Source organism: Mesorhizobium sp. M8A.F.Ca.ET.161.01.1.1, from assembly GCF_004792105.1.
Classification (GTDB): domain Bacteria; phylum Pseudomonadota; class Alphaproteobacteria; order Rhizobiales; family Rhizobiaceae; genus Mesorhizobium.
This window is the reverse complement of the sequence record NZ_SRTD01000003.1, coordinates 544,253-562,274: the sequence shown is the minus strand read 5'-3', so window position 1 is coordinate 562,274 and position 18,022 is coordinate 544,253. Positions and strand designations below refer to the sequence as shown.

Genomic DNA, 18,022 nt, shown 5'->3' with positions numbered 1-18,022 from the left:
AATTTTTTGGATCGTTCGCACCGGCGCGGCGTTCATCCCTCACACCAAGGGAGAACTGACATGAACGACGACCGCGACGACAAGATCCGCGACCGCGCCTACGAGATCTGGCAGCGCGAAGGCGGCGGCCATGGCGACCATGACCGGCACTGGCGCCAGGCTGAGATGGAGATCGACAGGGAAGCCGCCCTGCCGCTGACGGCCGACGATGCGCTGCCGCAAACCGGCGAGATCGCCGGCACGGACGTGCTGCAGGTCGAAGCGCTGGCGGCCCGTACCGGCATATCGGGCGACGAGGCGCAGGCGCTGATCGACAGGCTCGGCACCGATCGCGTCGCGATCGAGCAGGCCGCGCGCGGCCTCAAGGCGAAGCGCGGGCGCTGAACGCAAGGCCTTTCGAAACAATGCGTTGGCGCGGTTCGATGAGAAGATGAATCATCGAGCCGGCGGCGCGAAACCATGACCCGGGCGAAGCCGTAGGGCGCTATCCTCCGTCATCTGCCCCGTCATCAACGGCAATGTCGGAACCCTTGGCTGTCTCGCAGGTTCCTTCTGCCCACCCAACAGGAGATGCAGGCCATGGACCACACCCACCACATCAGGCTGACCAATGCCGAACTGACCCCGGATGCGCTCGAAGGCGCCACCATCTACGGCCCCGGCGACGAGAAGATCGGCTCGGTCGACCACCTGCATGCCGGCCAGGTCGTCATCGATGTCGGCGGCTTCCTCGGCATCGGCGCCAAGCCCGTGGCCGTGCTGGCCAACGAACTCGATTTCATGCGCGACGAGGACGGCGACATCCACGCCGTGACCAGCTGGACCAAGGACCAGCTGAAACAAATGCCCGAACACCGCGACTGACAATGAGAAGGGCTCGGCATCAGCCGGGCCCTTCGTCTTTTCCAAGGGAGAGACCGATGATCAGGAAGCTGAAAGACGGAAAATACCGGCTTTATTCGAGGAAGAAGGACGACAAGACGGGGAAGCGGCGGAATTTGGGGACGTTTGATACGCGCGAGGCGGCGGAGAAGCATGAGAAGGAGGTGCAGTATTTCAAGCGGCATTGAGGGATGCTGAGGCGTGCCTCGGTCTCGTTGCTGCAATTGGCGGTGGACAAGAAGCGCTATGGCCAAAGCGTTGCGACGCCGCCAAGCGGCGTGAAACTCGTGTGGAACAAAAAAAGCATCCGCGCGTTTGGGCTTTCGGCTTGGTCTGGCCATGGGGTCCGCGTGGGGAGGGGTTTTTGGGCGTATCTCGGTTACCAAAGGAACATCTGGATTCTCGGCAAATACTCAGCGCTCTCAAGGCATTTCGAAACGGAGATTTTTCCGTCCGCATCGAAAACGTCTATGACGGGCTGAGCGGCGAAATCGCAGATACGTTCAACCAAATTGTCGAACTCAATGACCAGGTGACGCGTGAATTCGCGCGGCTCAGCCGGGTGGTCGGCAAAGATGGGCGCATAAGCGAGCGCGGCCATGTCAGGAACGCCAAAGGCAGCTGGGAATCCAGTGTTCGGTCGGTCAACGACCTGATCGAGGACATGGTGCAGCCGACCGCCGAGGTTGCCCGGGTCATCGGCGCCGTTGCCAAGGGCGATCTGTCCCAGACCATGATGGTGGAGATCGACGGGAGGCCGCTGCGCGGCGAATTCCTGCGGATCGGCAAAATCGTCAACACAATGGTTGAGCAACTCGCCTCGTTCACTTCGGAGGTGACACGAGTGGCGCGCGAGGTCGGCACCGAGGGCAAACTTGGTGGACAGGCGCGGGTCAAGGGTGTGGCAGGCACCTGGAAGGATCTGACCGACAATGTGAACGCGATGGCGACCAATCTGACGAGCCAGGTGCGCAACATCGCGGAGGTGACTACGGCCGTCGCGTCGGGTGACTTGTCAAAGAAGATCACCGTCGACGTGAAGGGCGAGATCCTGGAGCTGAAGTCGACCATCAACACCATGGTCGACCAGCTCAACTCGTTTGCCGGCGAGGTGACGCGCGTCGCGCGCGAAGTCGGCACCGAGGGGAAACTCGGCGGCCAAGCCCGCGTCGAGGGCGTGGGTGGCACCTGGAAGGACCTGACGGACAGCGTGAACCTGATGGCCGCCAACTTGACCGGCCAGGTCCGCAATATCGCCGATGTGACGACCGCGGTGGCGCTCGGCGACCTGTCGAAGAAGATCACCGTCGACGTGAAGGGCGAGATTCTGGAGCTGAAGTCCACCATCAATACGATGGTCGACCAGCTCAACTCGTTTGCCGGCGAGGTGACGCGCGTTGCGCGCGAGGTCGGGACGGAGGGAAAGCTCGGCGGCCAGGCGCAGGTGCGGGGTGTCGCCGGAACCTGGAAAGATTTGACCGACAACGTCAATTCAATGGCGGCCAACCTGACCGGCCAGGTGCGCAACATCGCCGAAGTGACCACCGCGGTGGCTCTGGGTGATCTGTCGAAGAAGATCACGGTCGACGTGAAGGGCGAGATCCTGGAACTCAAGAACACCATCAACACGATGGTGGATCAGCTGAATTCCTTCGCCTCGGAGGTGACGCGTGTCGCGCGCGAAGTCGGCACCGAGGGAAAGCTGGGCGGCCAGGCAGAAGTGCGAGGGGTCGGAGGCACCTGGAAGGACCTGACCGACAACGTCAATCTGATGGCGGCCAATCTCACCGGGCAAGTGCGCAACATTGCCGATGTGACCACGGCCGTTGCGCGCGGGGATCTTTCCAAGAAGATCACAGTCGACGTGAAGGGCGAAATCCTGGAGCTCAAGAACACCGTCAACACGATGGTGGACCAGCTCAACTCATTCGCCTCCGAAGTCACGCGCGTCGCCCGCGAAGTGGGCTCCGAGGGAAAACTCGGCGGTCAGGCCCATGTCGAGGGGGTCGGCGGCACCTGGAAGGACCTGACCGACAACGTCAATGCCATGGCCGGCAACCTGACCGTGCAGTTGCGCGATGTCTCCAAGGTCGCGACCGCGATCGCCACCGGCGATCTCACCCAGAAAATCACCGTCGATGCATTGGGAGAGATTCTGCAGATCAAGGATGTCATCAACACGATGGTGGACCAGCTGAACTCCTTCGCATCCGAGGTGACGCGCGTCGCCCGCGAAGTGGGGTCGGACGGCAAGCTTGGCGGCCAGGCACAGGTACGCGGTGGCGCCGGCACGTGGAAGGACCTGACGGACAATGTCAACGCCATGGCCGCCAACCTGACGGGCCAGGTCCGCAACATCGCGGAAGTGACGACCGCCGTTGCGCTGGGCGACCTGTCGAAGAAGATCACGGTCGACGTTCGCGGCGAAATTCTCGAACTCAAGGACACCATCAACACGATGGTGGATCAGCTCAACTCGTTCGCCTCGGAAGTGACGCGTGTCGCGCGCGAAGTCGGTACCGAGGGGAAGCTTGGCGGCCAGGCACAGGTGCGCGGTGTCGCAGGCACCTGGAAAGACCTGACCGACAACGTCAATTCGATGGCCGAGAATCTTACCGGCCAGGTCCGCAACATCGCCGATGTGACGACCGCGGTGGCGCGAGGCGATCTGTCGAAGAAGATCACCGTCGACGTCAAGGGCGAGATCCTGGAGCTGAAGTCCACCATCAACACCATGGTCGACCAGCTCAACTCCTTTGCCGGCGAGGTGACGCGTGTGGCGCGCGAGGTCGGCACCGAGGGCAAGCTCGGCGGCCAGGCACAGGTCGAGGGCGTGGCCGGCACATGGAAGGACCTGACCGACAACGTCAACCTCATGGCGACCAACCTGACCAACCAGGTGCGTGGCATCGCTGATGTCGTGACCGCAGTGGCACAAGGAAATCTCAAGCGCAAACTCGCCGTGGATGCCAAGGGCGAGATCGCGTCCCTGGCGGACACCATCAACGGCATGATCGAAACGCTTGCGACCTTCGCCGATCAGGTGACCAACGTCGCACGCGAGGTCGGTATCGAGGGCAAGCTCGGCGGCCAGGCCAGGGTGCCGGGCGCCGCCGGTCTGTGGCGCGACCTGACCGACAACGTCAATCAGCTGGCAGCGAACCTGACCACCCAGGTGCGGGCCATCGCCGAGGTTTCGACCGCGGTCACCAAGGGTGATCTTACCCGTTCCATCAGCGTCCAGGCTTCCGGGGAGGTCGCGGCGCTCAAGGACAACATCAACGAGATGATCCGCAACCTGAAGGATCAGACGCTCAAGAATGCCGAGCAGGATTGGCTGAAAACCAACCTCGCGCGGTTCTCGCGCATGCTGCAGGGCGAGCGCGATCTGGCCACGGTGTCGCGCATGATCATCTCGGAGCTCGCGCCGCTGGTGAACGCGCAGTACGGCCTTTTCTACGTGACCAATCGCGACGAGGAAGAATCCTATCTGGAACTGGCCGCGTCATACGCCGCCGAAGGCAAAGCCGCGATCCGCCAGCGTGTGGACTTCCGGGAAGGTCTGATCGGTCAAAGCGCAGCCGACAAACGGGCGATCATGCTCGACGATGTTCCTTCGAGCTTCCTGCGCATCACCTCGGGCCTTGGCGAAGCACCGCCGGCCAGCGCTATCGTCCTGCCGGCATTGTTCGAGGAAGAGGTCAAGGCGGTTATCGAGCTCGCTTCGTTCAGCCGCTTCAGCGACACGCATCGCCTGTTCCTCGAGCAATTGATGGAGTCGGTCGGTATTGTGCTCAACACGATCGCCGCGACCATGCGCACGGAAGGGCTTCTCAAGCAGTCGCAGCTTTTGACGTCCGAACTGCAGTCGCGCCAGACCGAGCTCACCAAGAAACAGGAAGAGCTTCACGCCACCAACGAGGAATTGCAGGAGAAGGCGCAGCTCCTCGAAAATGAGAAAAAACAGGTCGAGAACAAGAATCTCGAGATCGAAATGGCCAGACGGGCACTCGAGGAGAAGGCGGAACAGCTGGCGCTGACGTCCAAGTACAAGTCCGAATTCCTGGCGAATATGAGCCACGAACTGAGGACCCCGCTGAATTCGCTGTTGATCCTGTCCAACCTGCTCGCCACCAACCAGCAGGGCAACCTGAACGACAAGCAGATCGAGTTCGCGCGGACGATCAACTCGGCGGGCACGGATTTGCTCAGCCTCATCAATGACATACTGGATCTTTCGAAAATCGAGTCCGGCACGGTTTCGATCGAGCTCAACGACATGCCGCTCGCCCATCTGCGTCAGCATATGGAGCGAACCTTCCGGCAACTGGCCGCCGACAAGGGGCTGCGGTTTACGATCAACATCGATCAGACTCTGCCCGAAACGATCCGTACGGACGAAAAACGGCTCCAGCAGATCGTCCTCAATCTCTTGTCCAACGCGTTCAAGTTTACGTCCCAAGGCGACGTGACGCTCAGCATCCATGCCGAGCGGACCGGCCGTGGGAACGGCTCGACAGCGCTACCCAAGGCGCTGGCAATTGCCGTCACCGACACGGGCATCGGCATTCCGGAGGACAAGCAAAAGCTGATCTTCGAGGCGTTTCAACAGGCCGACGGGACCACCAGCCGCAAATATGGCGGCACCGGCCTCGGCCTCTCGATCAGCCGGGAAATCGCCCGCCTCCTCGGCGGCGAGTTGCGTGTCGAAAGCCAGCCTGGAACGGGATCGACCTTCACGCTTGTCATTCCCTTCGATGGTCCCCGCAGCAGCAGTGTTGTACCGCAGATCGAGCTTTCGCCGGCTGCCGGGTCCGTTGCGGCTACCAGCACGGCGGGAACGCCAGAACTCGCCGACGATCGTGATTCGATCGACCCGTCGGACAGGGTGGTGCTGATCGTGGAGGACGACCCCACTTTTGGCGGGCTGCTGCTTGGTCTTGCGCGATCGGCGGGGTTGAAAGGCGTGCTTTCCACGGCGGGCTCGGGAACGCTGGCTCTTACACGCAAGCTCATGCCCGATGCGATCACCCTCGATCTCGGCCTTTCGGACATTGATGGCTGGGTCCTTTTCGACCTTTTACGGCATGATCCGAAGACCAGGAACATACCTATCCACGTTATCTCCGGGGCCGAGGACATCGAGCTTCTCACGCGCCGTGGCGCCGCAAGCGTTTCCAGCAAGCCGGTGTCCGCTGGCGAGCTTACGCGTGTCTTCGACGACATTCAGTCGAGGACGCTCAGGATACAGCGCAAGGTGCTGGTCGCCGATCCAGATTCCGAGCGTCGTCTGGCGCTGGTCGAAGCCATTCGCGATGGCGTCACGTCGGTCACCGCCATCGGCCGGGTTGCGGCTAACGCGGACGGGAACGGTATTGCCGGCTATGACGCCGTGGTGTTCGGGTTTGGCCGTTCGGCCAAGGACAACGCCCAGATGCTCGACGAGATCATGTCTCAGTTCGGCGATTCTGTACCGCGCCTGCTGTTCTTCACGCCCCATCCAGATGCCTTTCAGCAGCAGGTCGCCTTGCATCCGCCCCTCAGCGACGTTCCGCGTGCCGACAACTTTGCCCAGCTTGGCTTGTTGATGTCCGCGGCTCTTCCAGGCGACAGGGCCGACAAGGAGATCTCTGCGTCCGAGCAACTCGACAACGCCGATCTGGCTGGGGCCAGGGTTCTCATCGTCGACGATGACATTCGCAACATCTATTCGCTGACCAGCGTGCTGGAGACCTACGGTATCGAGGTCCAGCATGCCGAGCGGGGGCGGGACGGCATAGCCATGCTTGAAGAGGCGCCGGACGTCGATGTCGCCCTGATCGATATCATGATGCCCGAGATGGATGGGTACGAGACGATGCGCAGGATCCGCTCACAGCCGAAGATCGCGCACATTCCCCTGATTTCCGTCACAGCCAAAGCGATGAAAGGAGATCGCCAGAAATGTCTGGACGCCGGCGCGTCCGACTACATCGCCAAGCCCGTCGATCTCGACCTGCTCCTGGCCCTGCTGCGGGTTTGGGTCGGCCGCTCGCGCTCGCGCGCAGGGACATCCCGGATAGACGATGGTGACCGCAATCTGATTGCGCCTCGGCAGATTTAGCCCATGGCCGCGATGGAAGCAGATAACAGCGAACTATTCGAAAAGTCGCTGCCGGTTCGCGTTCTCGCTGTCGACGACGACGAGCGAAATCTCCTTGCCATAGAGGAGGTCCTTGACGGAGTGGGGCAAGTGATTTGCGCCAAGTCGGGCGAAGAAGCGCTGCGCTTTCTGCTCAAGGAAGACTTCGCCGTCATTCTGCTGGATGTGCTGATGCCCGGTCTCGACGGTTACGAAACCGCTTCGCTGATCCGGAGGCGCGAGCGTTCGAACAACACACCGATCATCTTCCTGACCGCCATCAACAAGGAAGAAGCGCATATGTTGCGCGGCTATGATGCCGGCGCGGTGGATTACCTGTTCAAGCCATTCGACCCGGTGATGCTGCGGTCCAAGGTCATGGTTTTCGTCGATCTCTATGAAAAGACGAGAGAAATCGAACGGAATGCGGCTCGGGAGCAGCTGCTGCTTGAACGGGCGCTGAAGGCGACGTCCGACAAACTCGATGCCGAGCGGGCGCTGCGGCATTCCGAGGCCCGGCAGGAGACGATCCTCGCTTCGCTGCCGATTTGCTTTCACGCTCGCGCGGCGCAGGCGCCATACGCCGCGAGCTATGTTTCCAAAGGGGTCGAGCGGTTAACGGGATTTTCTCCGGACCGTTTCATCGCGGATCCCGATTTCGGCATCGGCCGGGTCCATCCCGCTGATCGGGACGCGGTGACAAGATCGCTTTCGGCTGCCCACGAGACAGGCTCTTATGCTTGCGAGTTCCGCTGGCGGTGCGCCAATGAGGAATACCGTATATTCTTCGACCAAGGTGTGGTCGCCAGGAATGGCGCCGGGCTCGAACTGCTGGGCACCATGCAGGACATTACCGAGCAGCGCCATCTGGAAGGCCAATTGCTGCAATCGCAGCGGCTCGATGCAATTGGCAAGCTGACCGGCGGACTTGCCCACGATTTCAACAACCTGCTTGCGGCGATCCTCTCCGGGCTGAGCCTGCTCGAAAGGCAAGTGACGCTCGACGGCAAGGCGGCCCAGGTTCTCGACATGACGCGCCGCTCCGCTTCCCAGGGCAAGGATCTCATCCAGCGCATGCTCGCCTTTTCAAGGCGCCAGGAATTGAAGCCGGTTGCCGTGCGCATGTCGAGCCTGGGAGACACGATGACCGGCCTGGTGGCGCCGATCCTGGGCGGTTTGGTGCGCTTCGACTGGCACGTTGGTGACGACATATGGCCGGTGCATGCGGATCCGGCACAGCTCGAGCTTGCCTTGATGAACCTGGTCTTCAATGCCCGCGACGCGATGCCTTCGGGAGGGACAATCTCCGTCAGGGCCGACAATCGCAGCATCGGCCACACCGGCCAGGGGCTTGGCGCGGGCGACTATGTCAGGCTTGCGGTCGAGGACACCGGGACAGGTATCGCCGCGGATCTGATCAGCAAAGTGATCGAGCCGTTCTTCACGACAAAACCGATCGGCAAGGGCACGGGCCTTGGCCTCAGCACTGTCTATGGTTTCGCCAAGCAGTCTGGTGGCACGCTCAGGATAGACAGCGAAGTTGGCCACGGCACCACCATGGAGCTTTGGTTGCCCCGCTCACGCGGGACGCAAGACGCCGCCAAGGATGAGCCTGTTTTCGAATCCGGTAGCGTCACGAATTCCGGCGCGGGTCTCCCGGCGACGGCCGAGGAACAGTTGCCGACTGTTCTGCTCGTCGATGACAGTCAGTCCCTGCGGGAGTTGACGGCGATGTCGCTGCGGCAATCAGGTTTCGACGTGACGGCGTTTTCCGGCGGCGCCCAGGCACTGGCCGCCATCGAAAGGGAACCGGAGCGCTTCGACGTCATCGTAACCGACTTCGCCATGCCGCTCATTTCGGGCATCGACGTCATCCGCTTCGCCCGCAGCCTGCGCGCGGATTGGCCAGCGCTCATCGTCACGGGCTACGCCGATGCCGAGAAGATCTCGGATCGCCCTCCCGACGTGGCGTTGATAAGCAAACCTTTCGAAGATGCCCATCTGGTTGCAGCCATTCGATCGGCTTCGCGTCGCCGCTGATATTTTGCTTCCCCGGCAGCCGCACCTGTCGTCGGCCGTCTCCGCAGGGCGCCTAGCCACCTTCCAATTTCTCGCACCAGCTGCCGAGTTGCGCACGCCCGTTAACCATTCGTTAACCATTAGCCCCCTAGCGTTTACCTCTCAGTAAGGATTCGCTGGCCGTGACCTTTGCCGCCCCCGTCGAAACAAAATCCATTCGCTTCCGCGCCCGTTCGTTCGTGGCGTTCACGCTCACCCCGGAGGCGCCGATCGGGGCTTGGCTGGAGGGGCTGGATCACTGGATCGGCAATTCGCCGGGGTATTTTGCCGGGCGGCCGGTGGTGCTCGATCTCAATGTGCTGAAGCCCGAGGTCGCCGACATCGCGCTGCTGGTGGCTTCGCTCGGCGCGCGCGGCATCCGGGTCTATGCGATCGAGCTCGAAGGGGCTTCGCTCGGGCTTGACCTGCCGCCGCTGCTCTCCGGCGCCAAGGAGGCGACTTCGGACGGCCTGCTTTCCGGCCGCAAGGGCAAGGCGGAGGCCGTGGAAGAAGCCGGCAGACTGGAAACGGTGTTTTCGGATCGCGGCAAGGACGCCGGCAAGCCCGACGAGGGCAAGGCCGCCGAAATCAAGGCCGAGGCCGGCAAGGGCAAGGCAGCGAAGGCTACGGACGCCGGCGCGACCGACGCGGTGCAGGCCGGCACGCTGATGGTCAAGTCGCCGATCCGCTCGGGCCAGTCGATCTTCCATCCGCATGGCGATGTCATCGTGCTGGGCTCGGTGGCGTCCGGCTCGGAGATCATCGCGGCGGGCTCGATCCATGTCTATGGCACGCTGCGCGGCCGCGCCATCGCCGGCTCGCAGGGCAACCGGTCGGCGCGCATCTTCTGCCGCAGGAACGAGGCGGAGCTGATCTCGGTCGACGGCTGGTACACGACGGCGGAAGAGATGGAAGGCGTCTCGCGCGGCAAGGCCGTGCAGGCCTTCCTCGAAGGCGACATGCTCGCCGTCGTGCCGCTGAACTAGGGCGGCGGGATGCTGGCGCCCGGCTTCACGCTTCCGGCCCGGACAGGCGCCGAGGCGCCGCGCGCAAGCCTCGGACCGGTTTGGCATGGCATGATGGCAGGCTCTGACAACGGCCGTGCGGCGCACGGCACAACAAACGACAACAGGCAACGGAGGCTTTTTCCATGGGCAAGGTAGTGGTCGTCACATCGGGCAAGGGGGGCGTCGGCAAGACCACCTCGACGGCCGCGCTGGGTGCCGCGGTCGCCAAGACCGGCAAGAAGGTGGCGCTGGTCGATTTCGACGTCGGCCTGCGCAACCTCGACCTGATCATGGGCGCCGAGCGGCGCGTCGTGTTCGACCTCGTCAACGTCATCCAGGGCACGGCCAAGCTGTCGCAGGCGCTGATCCGCGACAAGCGCGTCGACACGCTGTTCCTGCTGCCGGCCTCACAGACGCGCGACAAGGACGCGCTGACGGAAGACGGGGTCGGCGAGGTGATCGACAAGCTCCGCTCGGTCTTCGACTATGTCTTCTGCGACAGCCCGGCCGGCATCGAGCGCGGCGCGCAGCTCGCCATGCGCTTTGCCGACGAGGCGGTCATCGTCACCAATCCGGAAGTGTCGTCGGTGCGCGATTCCGACCGCATCATCGGCCTGCTTGACGCCCGCACCATGCGCGCCGAACAGGGCGAGCAGATCGCCAAGCACGTGCTGGTCACCCGCTATGACGCGGCGCGCGCCGCGCGCGGCGAAATGCTGTCGATCGACGACGTGCTGGAAATCCTCTCGGTGCCGCTGCTCGGCATCATCCCGGAAAGCCAGGACGTGCTGAGGGCTTCCAACCTCGGTTCGCCGGTGACGCTGTCGGAACCGCTCAACAACGCCGCCAAGGCCTATCTCGAAGCGGCAAGGCGGCTGGAAGGCGAAGATTTGCCGGTGGTGGTGCCCTTCGAACGCAAGGGTTTCCTCGACCGTCTGCTCGGAAGGAGGGCCGCATGAGCATCCTCGACCTCTTCAAGCGGCGCACCAGCGCCCCGGTGGCGCGCGAGCGGCTGCAGGTGCTGCTCGCCTATGAGCGCCGCAGCCGTGGCCAGCCCGATCTGGTCTCTATCCTGCGCGAGGAGATCATGGCTGTGATCGCCAAGCATGTGCAGATCGACCAGGACTACCTCCAGGTCTCGATGGACCGCGGCGAGACCATGTCGACGCTGGAAATCGACATCCAGATCCCCAACAAGAGCGCCGTGCCGCTGGCCATGGCGGGGTGAGTTAGCACGACTGGTTCCTCGCCCCCACGTGAGTGGGGAGAGGTGGCCGCGAAGCGGTCGGAGATGGAGAGCGCGGCGCTGGCGGGTTCCCTCTGATCATTTCAATGCCACTCCGTCTCGGGCTCCGCCCGAGCCGCCTTGCCGGGGCGAGCCACGGGGCTCGCCCGTCCTTCGGCCCCCTCATTTCATGGCTGCGAGGAATTCCGGTCCGGCGGCGTCGGCGCCGCTCCAACCGACCAGCCCTCCACCGAAGTGGGCAGGGTTGCTCGGCATCCAGATCGCCAATGTGCTTAGTTCACGTTCGCTAACAGGGGCTTCCCCTGCGGAACAAGCGGGAGTAAGGATATATATTAGCAATTTGTTAAATATGCGATTGAGTATGCGTAGGGGAGTTCGCCATGAACTTCAAGAACCTGATCAAGCGTGCTGAAGACGTAGATAACGCACTCCAGGAGTTGCAGGACGATCTGGCGGACGCCCTGGATGCCAGCCTCGACAGCGACTACCAGACGCCAACGGGCGATGATGTCCCCGATGCCGCGTCAGCCGCCGATGCCTCGCCGCCCCAGGCCGACGCGGCGCCTGCGGATGCCGCGGACGTTCCGGATGGGACGGGCAGCGCCGACACCGCCGAAACCACGCCGCGACTGACGCCCCATGCCCAGACCCGGCTGGCGGCGTTGAATGCCTTCGAAGGGATGTTCCACGACGCCAGGGACTATCTGGATGAGATCAACGGCAAATTGTCGGAAATCTCGACCTCGCACCATCTGACGCGCGAATTCCTCAACATCCTGCACACCGACATTCTTCGTGCCAATGAGCTGGAGCTCGCGAATGCCGGCCTGATCGCGGAGCAGAGAGCGCTGTCGGAAAAGCTGCACGACACGGCGGCGAAGCTGCGCGAGCGTGACGGCGCGTGCGAATTGCTGCAGCAGCGCGAGACCAGCCTGGTCCAGGACCGGGAGACGCTTCGCGCAACGCTTGCAGCTGTAAGGCTCGAACTTGCCGAGGCGGCCAATGCCAGCGCCAAGCGCGACGCGGAATTCGGCGACATCGCCAACCGGCTGACGGCCAGGACGGTCGAGGCCAACAGGCGCTTGCGCGAGAGCAAGATGCTGCGGGAAAAACACGTCACCCTGTCGGCCGAGCTCGACAAGGTGTTGAAGCGGGAGACCCAGGCGCGTCACAGGCTGGACGAGCTTTCGACGATCCACGCCAGCGAAGCGGCGCGGCTCGCCGAACTGCTGGCCGCGCTCGCAAGGAGCGAGAAAGAGGAGATGCGGCTGCAGAAGTCGCTCGAGGCCACACAGGCGAAGCTGGCGGAAAAGACCGAATCGGCCAGCATGATGGAAGGCGACTGGGAAGCCGAACGGGCTCGCGGCCAGACGGAAATGCGCGGATTGCGTTCCGAGATACAAGACCTGGAAACGCGGCTGGAGCGGGCCTCGAACGAGAACAGCGCGGCTGCCGCCGAGATCGCCAGGCTCAAGACCGAGCTGGACGACGCAGTGGCCGAAAAGATGATCGCCGAGGAAAGATTGTCCGCGCTCGCCAATGAGAACGAAACCGACAAGCTGAACCTCTCGAAAGCCAACGCCAATCTTTCGCAGCTTGCGCTGCAGCAGGCATCGGAGGACATACAACGAGACGTCCAGCGGCAGGAATGCGAGGATCTGCGGGCCGAAATCGCGTCGCTCAATGCCCGGATCAAGGAATTGCTGCCCTACGAGCGGCTCCACAAGGCCACCAACGCCCGATCGCGTGAGGGCGAGGTGGTCGAGATCGCCACCGTGGTGGCCAAGAAAGCCCGTGCCACGGGCAGGCGGCCCATCCGCAGGACTCTGCGCGCCACGTCGTAGCGCGCCTCGCAGGCGCGGCCGCGGCCCCATTGCTTGGCAGCATCCAGGCTTTGGGCCGCTTTCCACCTTGCGGCATCGCGCAATTACACCGCCGCGAACACCACCGTCTGCGCCAGCCCGCCGCCTTGGCGGTTCTCCAGCGTCACGGTGCCGCCGTAGCGCTCGATGATTTCCTTGGCGATGGCGAGGCCGAGGCCGGCGCCGGGAATGAATTGCTGGCGGCCGGGGTCGACGCGGAAGAAGGGCTCGAAGGCCTTGTTGATGAGGTCGGGCGGAATGCCCGGGCCGACATCCGATATGGAGAGCACGGCGCGCCTGTCGGCGAGGTCGAGCGCGACCGTGCAGGCCTTGCCGTGGGTGGCGGCGTTGACGATCAGGTTGCGCAGCGCGCGGCGCAGGCCGAGCGCGCCGGCGCGCACCGAAACCTTGTCGAGATGGCCGATGGAGACGGAATGGCCGAGCGTGGCCATCTCGGCCGATATGTCGCGCACCATCTTTTCCAGATCCAGCGGCTCGACGGCATCCTGGTTGACCTCCTCGCGCACCAGGCGGATGGCGCTGTCGGCGATGCGGTCGAGCTCGTCGAGGTCGTGCAGCCACTTGTCGCGCTCTTCGTCGAGGAATTCGGCGCGCAGCCGCATGCGCGTCATCGGCGTGCGCAGGTCATGGCCGGCGGCGGCCACCAGCCGCATGCGGCTTTCCATGGCGGTCTTGAGTCGCGACGAGAGCTGGTTCAGCGCGTGCGCCGTCGCCTTGACCTCGGCCGAGCCCACCTCCGGCACCGGCGCCAGCACGCCGTCGCTACCGATCTTGGAGACAGTGGCCTCCAGCATTTCGAGCGGCCGGATCAGCACCGCGGTGAAATAGACGGAGACGGCGGTAGCGCCGGCGACGATCAGCGAAATCCAGCCGGCTAGCACCAGCCATTCGCGTTTGGGCGGATCGATATGGGCAATTTCCAGGACCGCCCAACGGCTGTCTGGCAGGCGCATGGAGGCTCGCTGGCCGGGTTCATCCGGTTTGTCGCTGATGACGGCCAGGGCGTCGAAGCCGCGACGGCGCAGCAGATCATTGAGCATTGCCGTCTCCTGCCGGTCCACCTTGCCATTGGCCGGCCGGTCGCTGAATTGCACCCGCAGCACGTCGGGTATGGGTCCCGGCAGCAGCCGCACCACGAGCTCCATCTGCTGGGCAACCCAGGGCACGACGAGTTCCGGCGGCGGCCCGCCGCCGCGCACGCTGATGACGGCGGCGGTCGCCAGGCCGACGACGCCGACGATCGAGGCAACCAGCAACAGGATGAGGCGGCGGCGCAGCGAGTTCACGCCTGCGCCTCCACCGTCTCGACGCGCGCGGTGAGCTGGTAGCCGCCATTGCGCACGGTCTTGAACAGCGGGCCGTCGCCGGTGTCGGCGAACTTGCGGCGCAGCCGGCTCATCAGCACGTCGACCGAGCGTTCGAGCGGGTCGCGCTCGCGGCCTTGCGTGAGATCAAGCAGCTGGTCGCGCGACAAGAGCCGGCCAGGGCGGTCGAGGAACACCTGCAACAGGTCGAATTCGGCGCCGGTGAGGTCGACGGCCGCACCTTGCGCATCCGTCACCTTGCGCGTGTCCGGCTCCAGCCTGTAGCTGGCGAAGCGGTAGGCGCGGGGCGGCGGCGCGGGTGCCGCTTCCTCCGGCGTCGAGCGTCTCAGCACGGCGCGGATGCGGGCGGTGAGCTCGCGCGGGTTGAACGGCTTGCCGAGATAGTCGTCGGCACCGAGCTCCAGCCCGATGATGCGGTCGACATCCTCCTTCAGCGCCGTCAGCAGGATGACGGGGATATGCGGCTTGCGGTCGCGCAAGGCGCGGCAGATGTCGAGCCCGGACCCATCCGGCAGCATGACGTCGAGCACGGTCAGGTCGAACTGGCCCGAGGCCAGCTTCTGCTCGCATTCGCGCCGGTCGGCCGCCACCGAGACGCGAAACCCCTGACCGTCGAGATAGCGCCCGAGCAGCGTGCGGATTTCGCGGTCGTCGTCGACGACGAGGATGTGGGGTTGTGACTGCATTGCCGTGCCCTTTGCTTGGCGCCGATTATAGGGAGAGCGGCGCGCAAGCGGCATGGAAAATTGCAACGCAATGTTTCTGGCCCGGGGCGGGAAACATTGGGAAACAAATTGCCCTTTTGCGGAAACCTTCGGCAACACGCCGACGCGAAGCAGACAAACACGCTTCCTATCCTCCCGGCGTCCAAAGCATGGATGAAAGGAACACCGTCATGCGAAGCAGACTTCTTGCGCTCGGCCTGTTTTCCGCCGCCGCCATCCACCCCGCGCTGGCGGCGCAGCCCGGTCCGGGCGCGGCGCCCGGCGAGCCGCCGGTCATGGCAATGCAGGATGGACCAGATCACGGCCCGATGCGGCATCCGCCGCAAGGATGGGGTCCACAGGGTTTTGGCCCACACGGTTTCGGCCCGGAAGGTTTTGGCCCCCGCCGCATGGGGCCGCCGCCGGAATTCATGCTGGCCGCCCGGCTGGCCGCGCTCGAAACCCGCGTCGGCATCCGCAGCGAACAGCTCGACGCCTGGCGCGACTACACCAGCGCGCTGCAGGCGGTGCTGTCGCCACCGCGGCCCGATCGTGGTCCGGGCGGCACCGGGGGGCCAGATGGCGGGCCGCAGGCGAAAGGCCCCGATGCGGGGCCTGCCGGCAAGCCCGATCCCTTCGCCTTCCAGGAAAGGTTGGCCGACGACGTCACGGCGCGCGCGGCCTCGGCCGCGAAGCTGAAGGACGCAATTGCCGAGCTGCGCGCCAAGCTCACGCCGGAACAGCTCGAGATCCTCGCTTCGGCGGAACGCCCCCTCGGACCACCCCCCGGTCCCTGGGGCGGCCCGCCGAATGATGCAGCCAGTCCGGCAGGCCCGCCCAATGATGGCCTGATGATGCCGCCACCCCAGCCCGGGAACGGCTGATAATCCTGACCGGCTGCGCCGGCCGGCCCCGGTACCCAACCCGTTCCCGGGCCGGCCGGTTTCCTTCCCGGGCCGGCGGATCGCGCCGTCCCGGGTTCTCCCCATGAGACTGAAGGCACGACAATGTGGGACGCCCTGATGCTGCTGCGGCTGATCGCATCGGCCAGCCCGAAATTTTCGCTCGGCCATCCCGGGCGCGCCAGCCATGCGGCGCTGCCCGGGCGCGCCAGCCATGCGGCGCTGCCGGCCGACACGCTGAAGGGCGCCATCCGGCTGGCCTTCGCCGCCTCGCGCCTGTCGCTGCCAGTCTCGCAGCATGCCAATGGCCACGGCAATCATGATCGCAAGATCGCGTCAGACCTGGCAAGGCGCTTGGCATGTCGGCGCTGATCGGCATAATGACGCGGGGGGCATCGCGGCCAGCCACTCGATCCTCGAGTGCGCGCCAGTCGCGAAGCAGGAGCGCGACATGAGCCGCTTCGAAGCACCCCTCGACGCCGCCCTTGGATGCGCGCGGCCCCTCGTTACGACATCGACCGTCCTCGCCTCCGACCGCCGGCATTCGGCCTCGCCCCCATTGGGCGATCCGATGCCCAGGCGGTAACCGCTCCTCCAGCGAAAGATCATTCAACCCATGTCTATCCAGTCCAGCCAGTCCTTTTCGCCGGTTCGCCGGTTCGCGCCCTGGACGGCGCTTGCCGCGGCCCTTCTCCTGGCGGCCTGCTCACAGGAGGGCGGCAAGGCTCCCGCGGGCATGGGCGGTGTCGGCAAGCCCGAAGTCGGCGTCGTCACGCTGCATCCGCAATCGGTGGCGATAACGGCCGAACTGCCGGGGCGCACGGCGGCGTCGCTGATCGCCGAGGTGCGACCGCAGGTCGACGGCATCATCCAGCGGCGCCTGTTCAAGGAAGGCAGCGAGGTGGCGGCTGGACAGCCGCTCTACCTCATCGACCCGGCGAGCTACAAGGCGGCCTATGACAGCGCGATCGCCGCGCAGCAGAAGGCGGCGGCGGCGGTGCCCACCGCGCAAGCCAAGTTCGACAGATATGCCGGCCTCTTGAAGCAGAACGTTGTTTCCAAACAGGATTATGACGATGCCGCCGCCACGCTTGCACAGGCGCAGGCGGATGTGGCTTCCGCCAAGGCCAGCGCGGAAACCGCGCGCATCAGCCTCGACCGCACCTCGATCACCGCGCCGATCGCCGGCCGCATCGACAAGTCGACGCTGACGCCGGGCGCGCTGGTCACCGCCAACCAGGAGACGGTGCTGACCACGATCCGTTCGCTCGACCCGATCAATGTCGACGTCACGCAGTCGAGCACCAATCTGCTCAACCTGCGCCAGGCGATCTCGGAGGGACGGCTGAAGTTCAGCGGCCCCAATGTCAGCGTCAAGCTGAAGCTCGAGAACGGCACCATCTACGCGCAGACCGGCAAGCTGGAATTCTCCGGCGCAAATGTCGACCAGACCACCGGCACATTCGCCTTGAGAGCGGAGTTTCCCAATCCCGACCGCCTGCTTCTGCCCGGCATGTATGTGCGGGCGCTGGTCGAGGAGGGGGTCGCCCAGAACAGCTTCCTGGTGCCGCAGCGCGGCGTCACCCGCAACACAAAGGGCGAGGCGACGGCCATGGTCATCAATGCGCAGGGCAAGGTCGAGACGCGCGTGCTCGCCGTGCGCAACACCGTCGGCAACAACTGGCTGGTCGATAGCGGTGTCGGCGATGGCGACCGCGTCATCGTCGAAGGACTGCAGCTCGTGCGCCCCGGCGGCGACGCGACCGGCGTCGAAGTGACGATCGACGAGGCGACCGGCGAGATCAAGGACCGTGGTCAGACATCGGCCTTGCCGGCCCCATCCAAGATGGCCAGCACCGGCCAGCAACCCGCCGCCTCGACCGGGAACTGAGAC

14 protein-coding genes are annotated in these 18,022 nt (G+C 64.4%); 12 read left to right on the top strand and 2 right to left on the bottom strand.

Going from position 1 to position 18,022, the window contains the following annotated elements; all coding sequences use genetic code 11:
- Positions 1-60 precede the first annotated feature (60 nt).
- The 9 genes from EN804_RS11400 (at position 61) to EN804_RS11360 (ending at position 13,158) form a co-directional block, all read left to right on the top strand.
- Complete coding sequence (locus EN804_RS11400) at positions 61-384, top strand: DUF2934 domain-containing protein (protein ID WP_135919424.1); 324 nt, start codon at positions 61-63, stop codon at positions 382-384.
- Positions 385-579: 195 nt separating this feature from the next.
- Positions 580-864, top strand: coding sequence for a PRC-barrel domain containing protein (locus EN804_RS11395; protein ID WP_135916529.1), 285 nt, complete (start codon positions 580-582; stop codon positions 862-864).
- Between the two features lie 56 nt (positions 865-920).
- Positions 921-1,070 (top strand): hypothetical protein, encoded by a 150-nt coding sequence (locus EN804_RS11390; protein WP_086081318.1) that lies wholly within the window; start codon positions 921-923, stop codon positions 1,068-1,070.
- 176 nt (positions 1,071-1,246) lie between these two features.
- Positions 1,247-6,985 (top strand): HAMP domain-containing protein, encoded by a 5,739-nt coding sequence (locus EN804_RS11385; protein ID WP_189524488.1) that lies wholly within the window; start codon positions 1,247-1,249, stop codon positions 6,983-6,985.
- A gap of 3 nt (positions 6,986-6,988) precedes the next feature.
- Positions 6,989-9,043 (top strand): response regulator, encoded by a 2,055-nt coding sequence (locus EN804_RS11380; protein ID WP_135866026.1) that lies wholly within the window; start codon positions 6,989-6,991, stop codon positions 9,041-9,043.
- A 161-nt stretch (positions 9,044-9,204) separates the two neighbouring features.
- Positions 9,205-10,047, top strand: coding sequence for a septum site-determining protein MinC (minC, locus tag EN804_RS11375; protein ID WP_135866028.1), 843 nt, complete (start codon positions 9,205-9,207; stop codon positions 10,045-10,047).
- A 164-nt stretch (positions 10,048-10,211) separates the two neighbouring features.
- Positions 10,212-11,027 (top strand): septum site-determining protein MinD, encoded by an 816-nt coding sequence (minD, locus tag EN804_RS11370; RefSeq protein ID WP_127870298.1) that lies wholly within the window; start codon positions 10,212-10,214, stop codon positions 11,025-11,027.
- Entirely contained in the window at positions 11,024-11,296 is a 273-nt protein-coding gene (gene minE, locus EN804_RS11365) for a cell division topological specificity factor MinE (protein WP_023774842.1), read from the top strand. The genes minD and minE overlap by 4 nt, the downstream gene beginning before the upstream one ends.
- Positions 11,297-11,694: 398 nt before the next feature.
- Positions 11,695-13,158 (top strand): hypothetical protein, encoded by a 1,464-nt coding sequence (locus tag EN804_RS11360; protein ID WP_135919423.1) that lies wholly within the window; start codon positions 11,695-11,697, stop codon positions 13,156-13,158.
- Positions 13,159-13,241: 83 nt separating this feature from the next.
- Here EN804_RS11360 and EN804_RS11355 read toward each other — a convergent pair whose 3' ends face one another.
- The gene (locus tag EN804_RS11355; RefSeq protein ID WP_127870300.1) at positions 13,242-14,483 is read right to left on the bottom strand and encodes an ATP-binding protein; all 1,242 of its coding nucleotides are present in this window, start codon (positions 14,481-14,483) and stop codon (positions 13,242-13,244) included.
- On the bottom strand, positions 14,480-15,208 hold the full coding sequence (locus EN804_RS11350; RefSeq protein WP_127870301.1) for a response regulator transcription factor: 729 nt from the start codon (positions 15,206-15,208) through the stop codon (positions 14,480-14,482). The genes EN804_RS11355 and EN804_RS11350 overlap by 4 nt, the downstream gene beginning before the upstream one ends.
- A gap of 209 nt (positions 15,209-15,417) precedes the next feature.
- On the opposite strand from EN804_RS11350, the gene EN804_RS11345 reads away from it, so the two are divergent.
- The 3 genes from EN804_RS11345 (at position 15,418) to EN804_RS11335 (ending at position 18,019) form a co-directional block, all read left to right on the top strand.
- Positions 15,418-16,110, top strand: coding sequence for a hypothetical protein (locus tag EN804_RS11345; protein WP_135919422.1), 693 nt, complete (start codon positions 15,418-15,420; stop codon positions 16,108-16,110).
- 123 nt (positions 16,111-16,233) lie between these two features.
- Positions 16,234-16,500, top strand: coding sequence for a hypothetical protein (locus tag EN804_RS11340; protein ID WP_135919421.1), 267 nt, complete (start codon positions 16,234-16,236; stop codon positions 16,498-16,500).
- Positions 16,501-16,744: 244 nt separating this feature from the next.
- Positions 16,745-18,019, top strand: a complete 1,275-nt coding sequence (locus EN804_RS11335) for an efflux RND transporter periplasmic adaptor subunit (protein ID WP_127870304.1) — start codon at positions 16,745-16,747, stop codon at positions 18,017-18,019.
- The last annotated feature ends 3 nt before the right edge of the window (positions 18,020-18,022 follow it).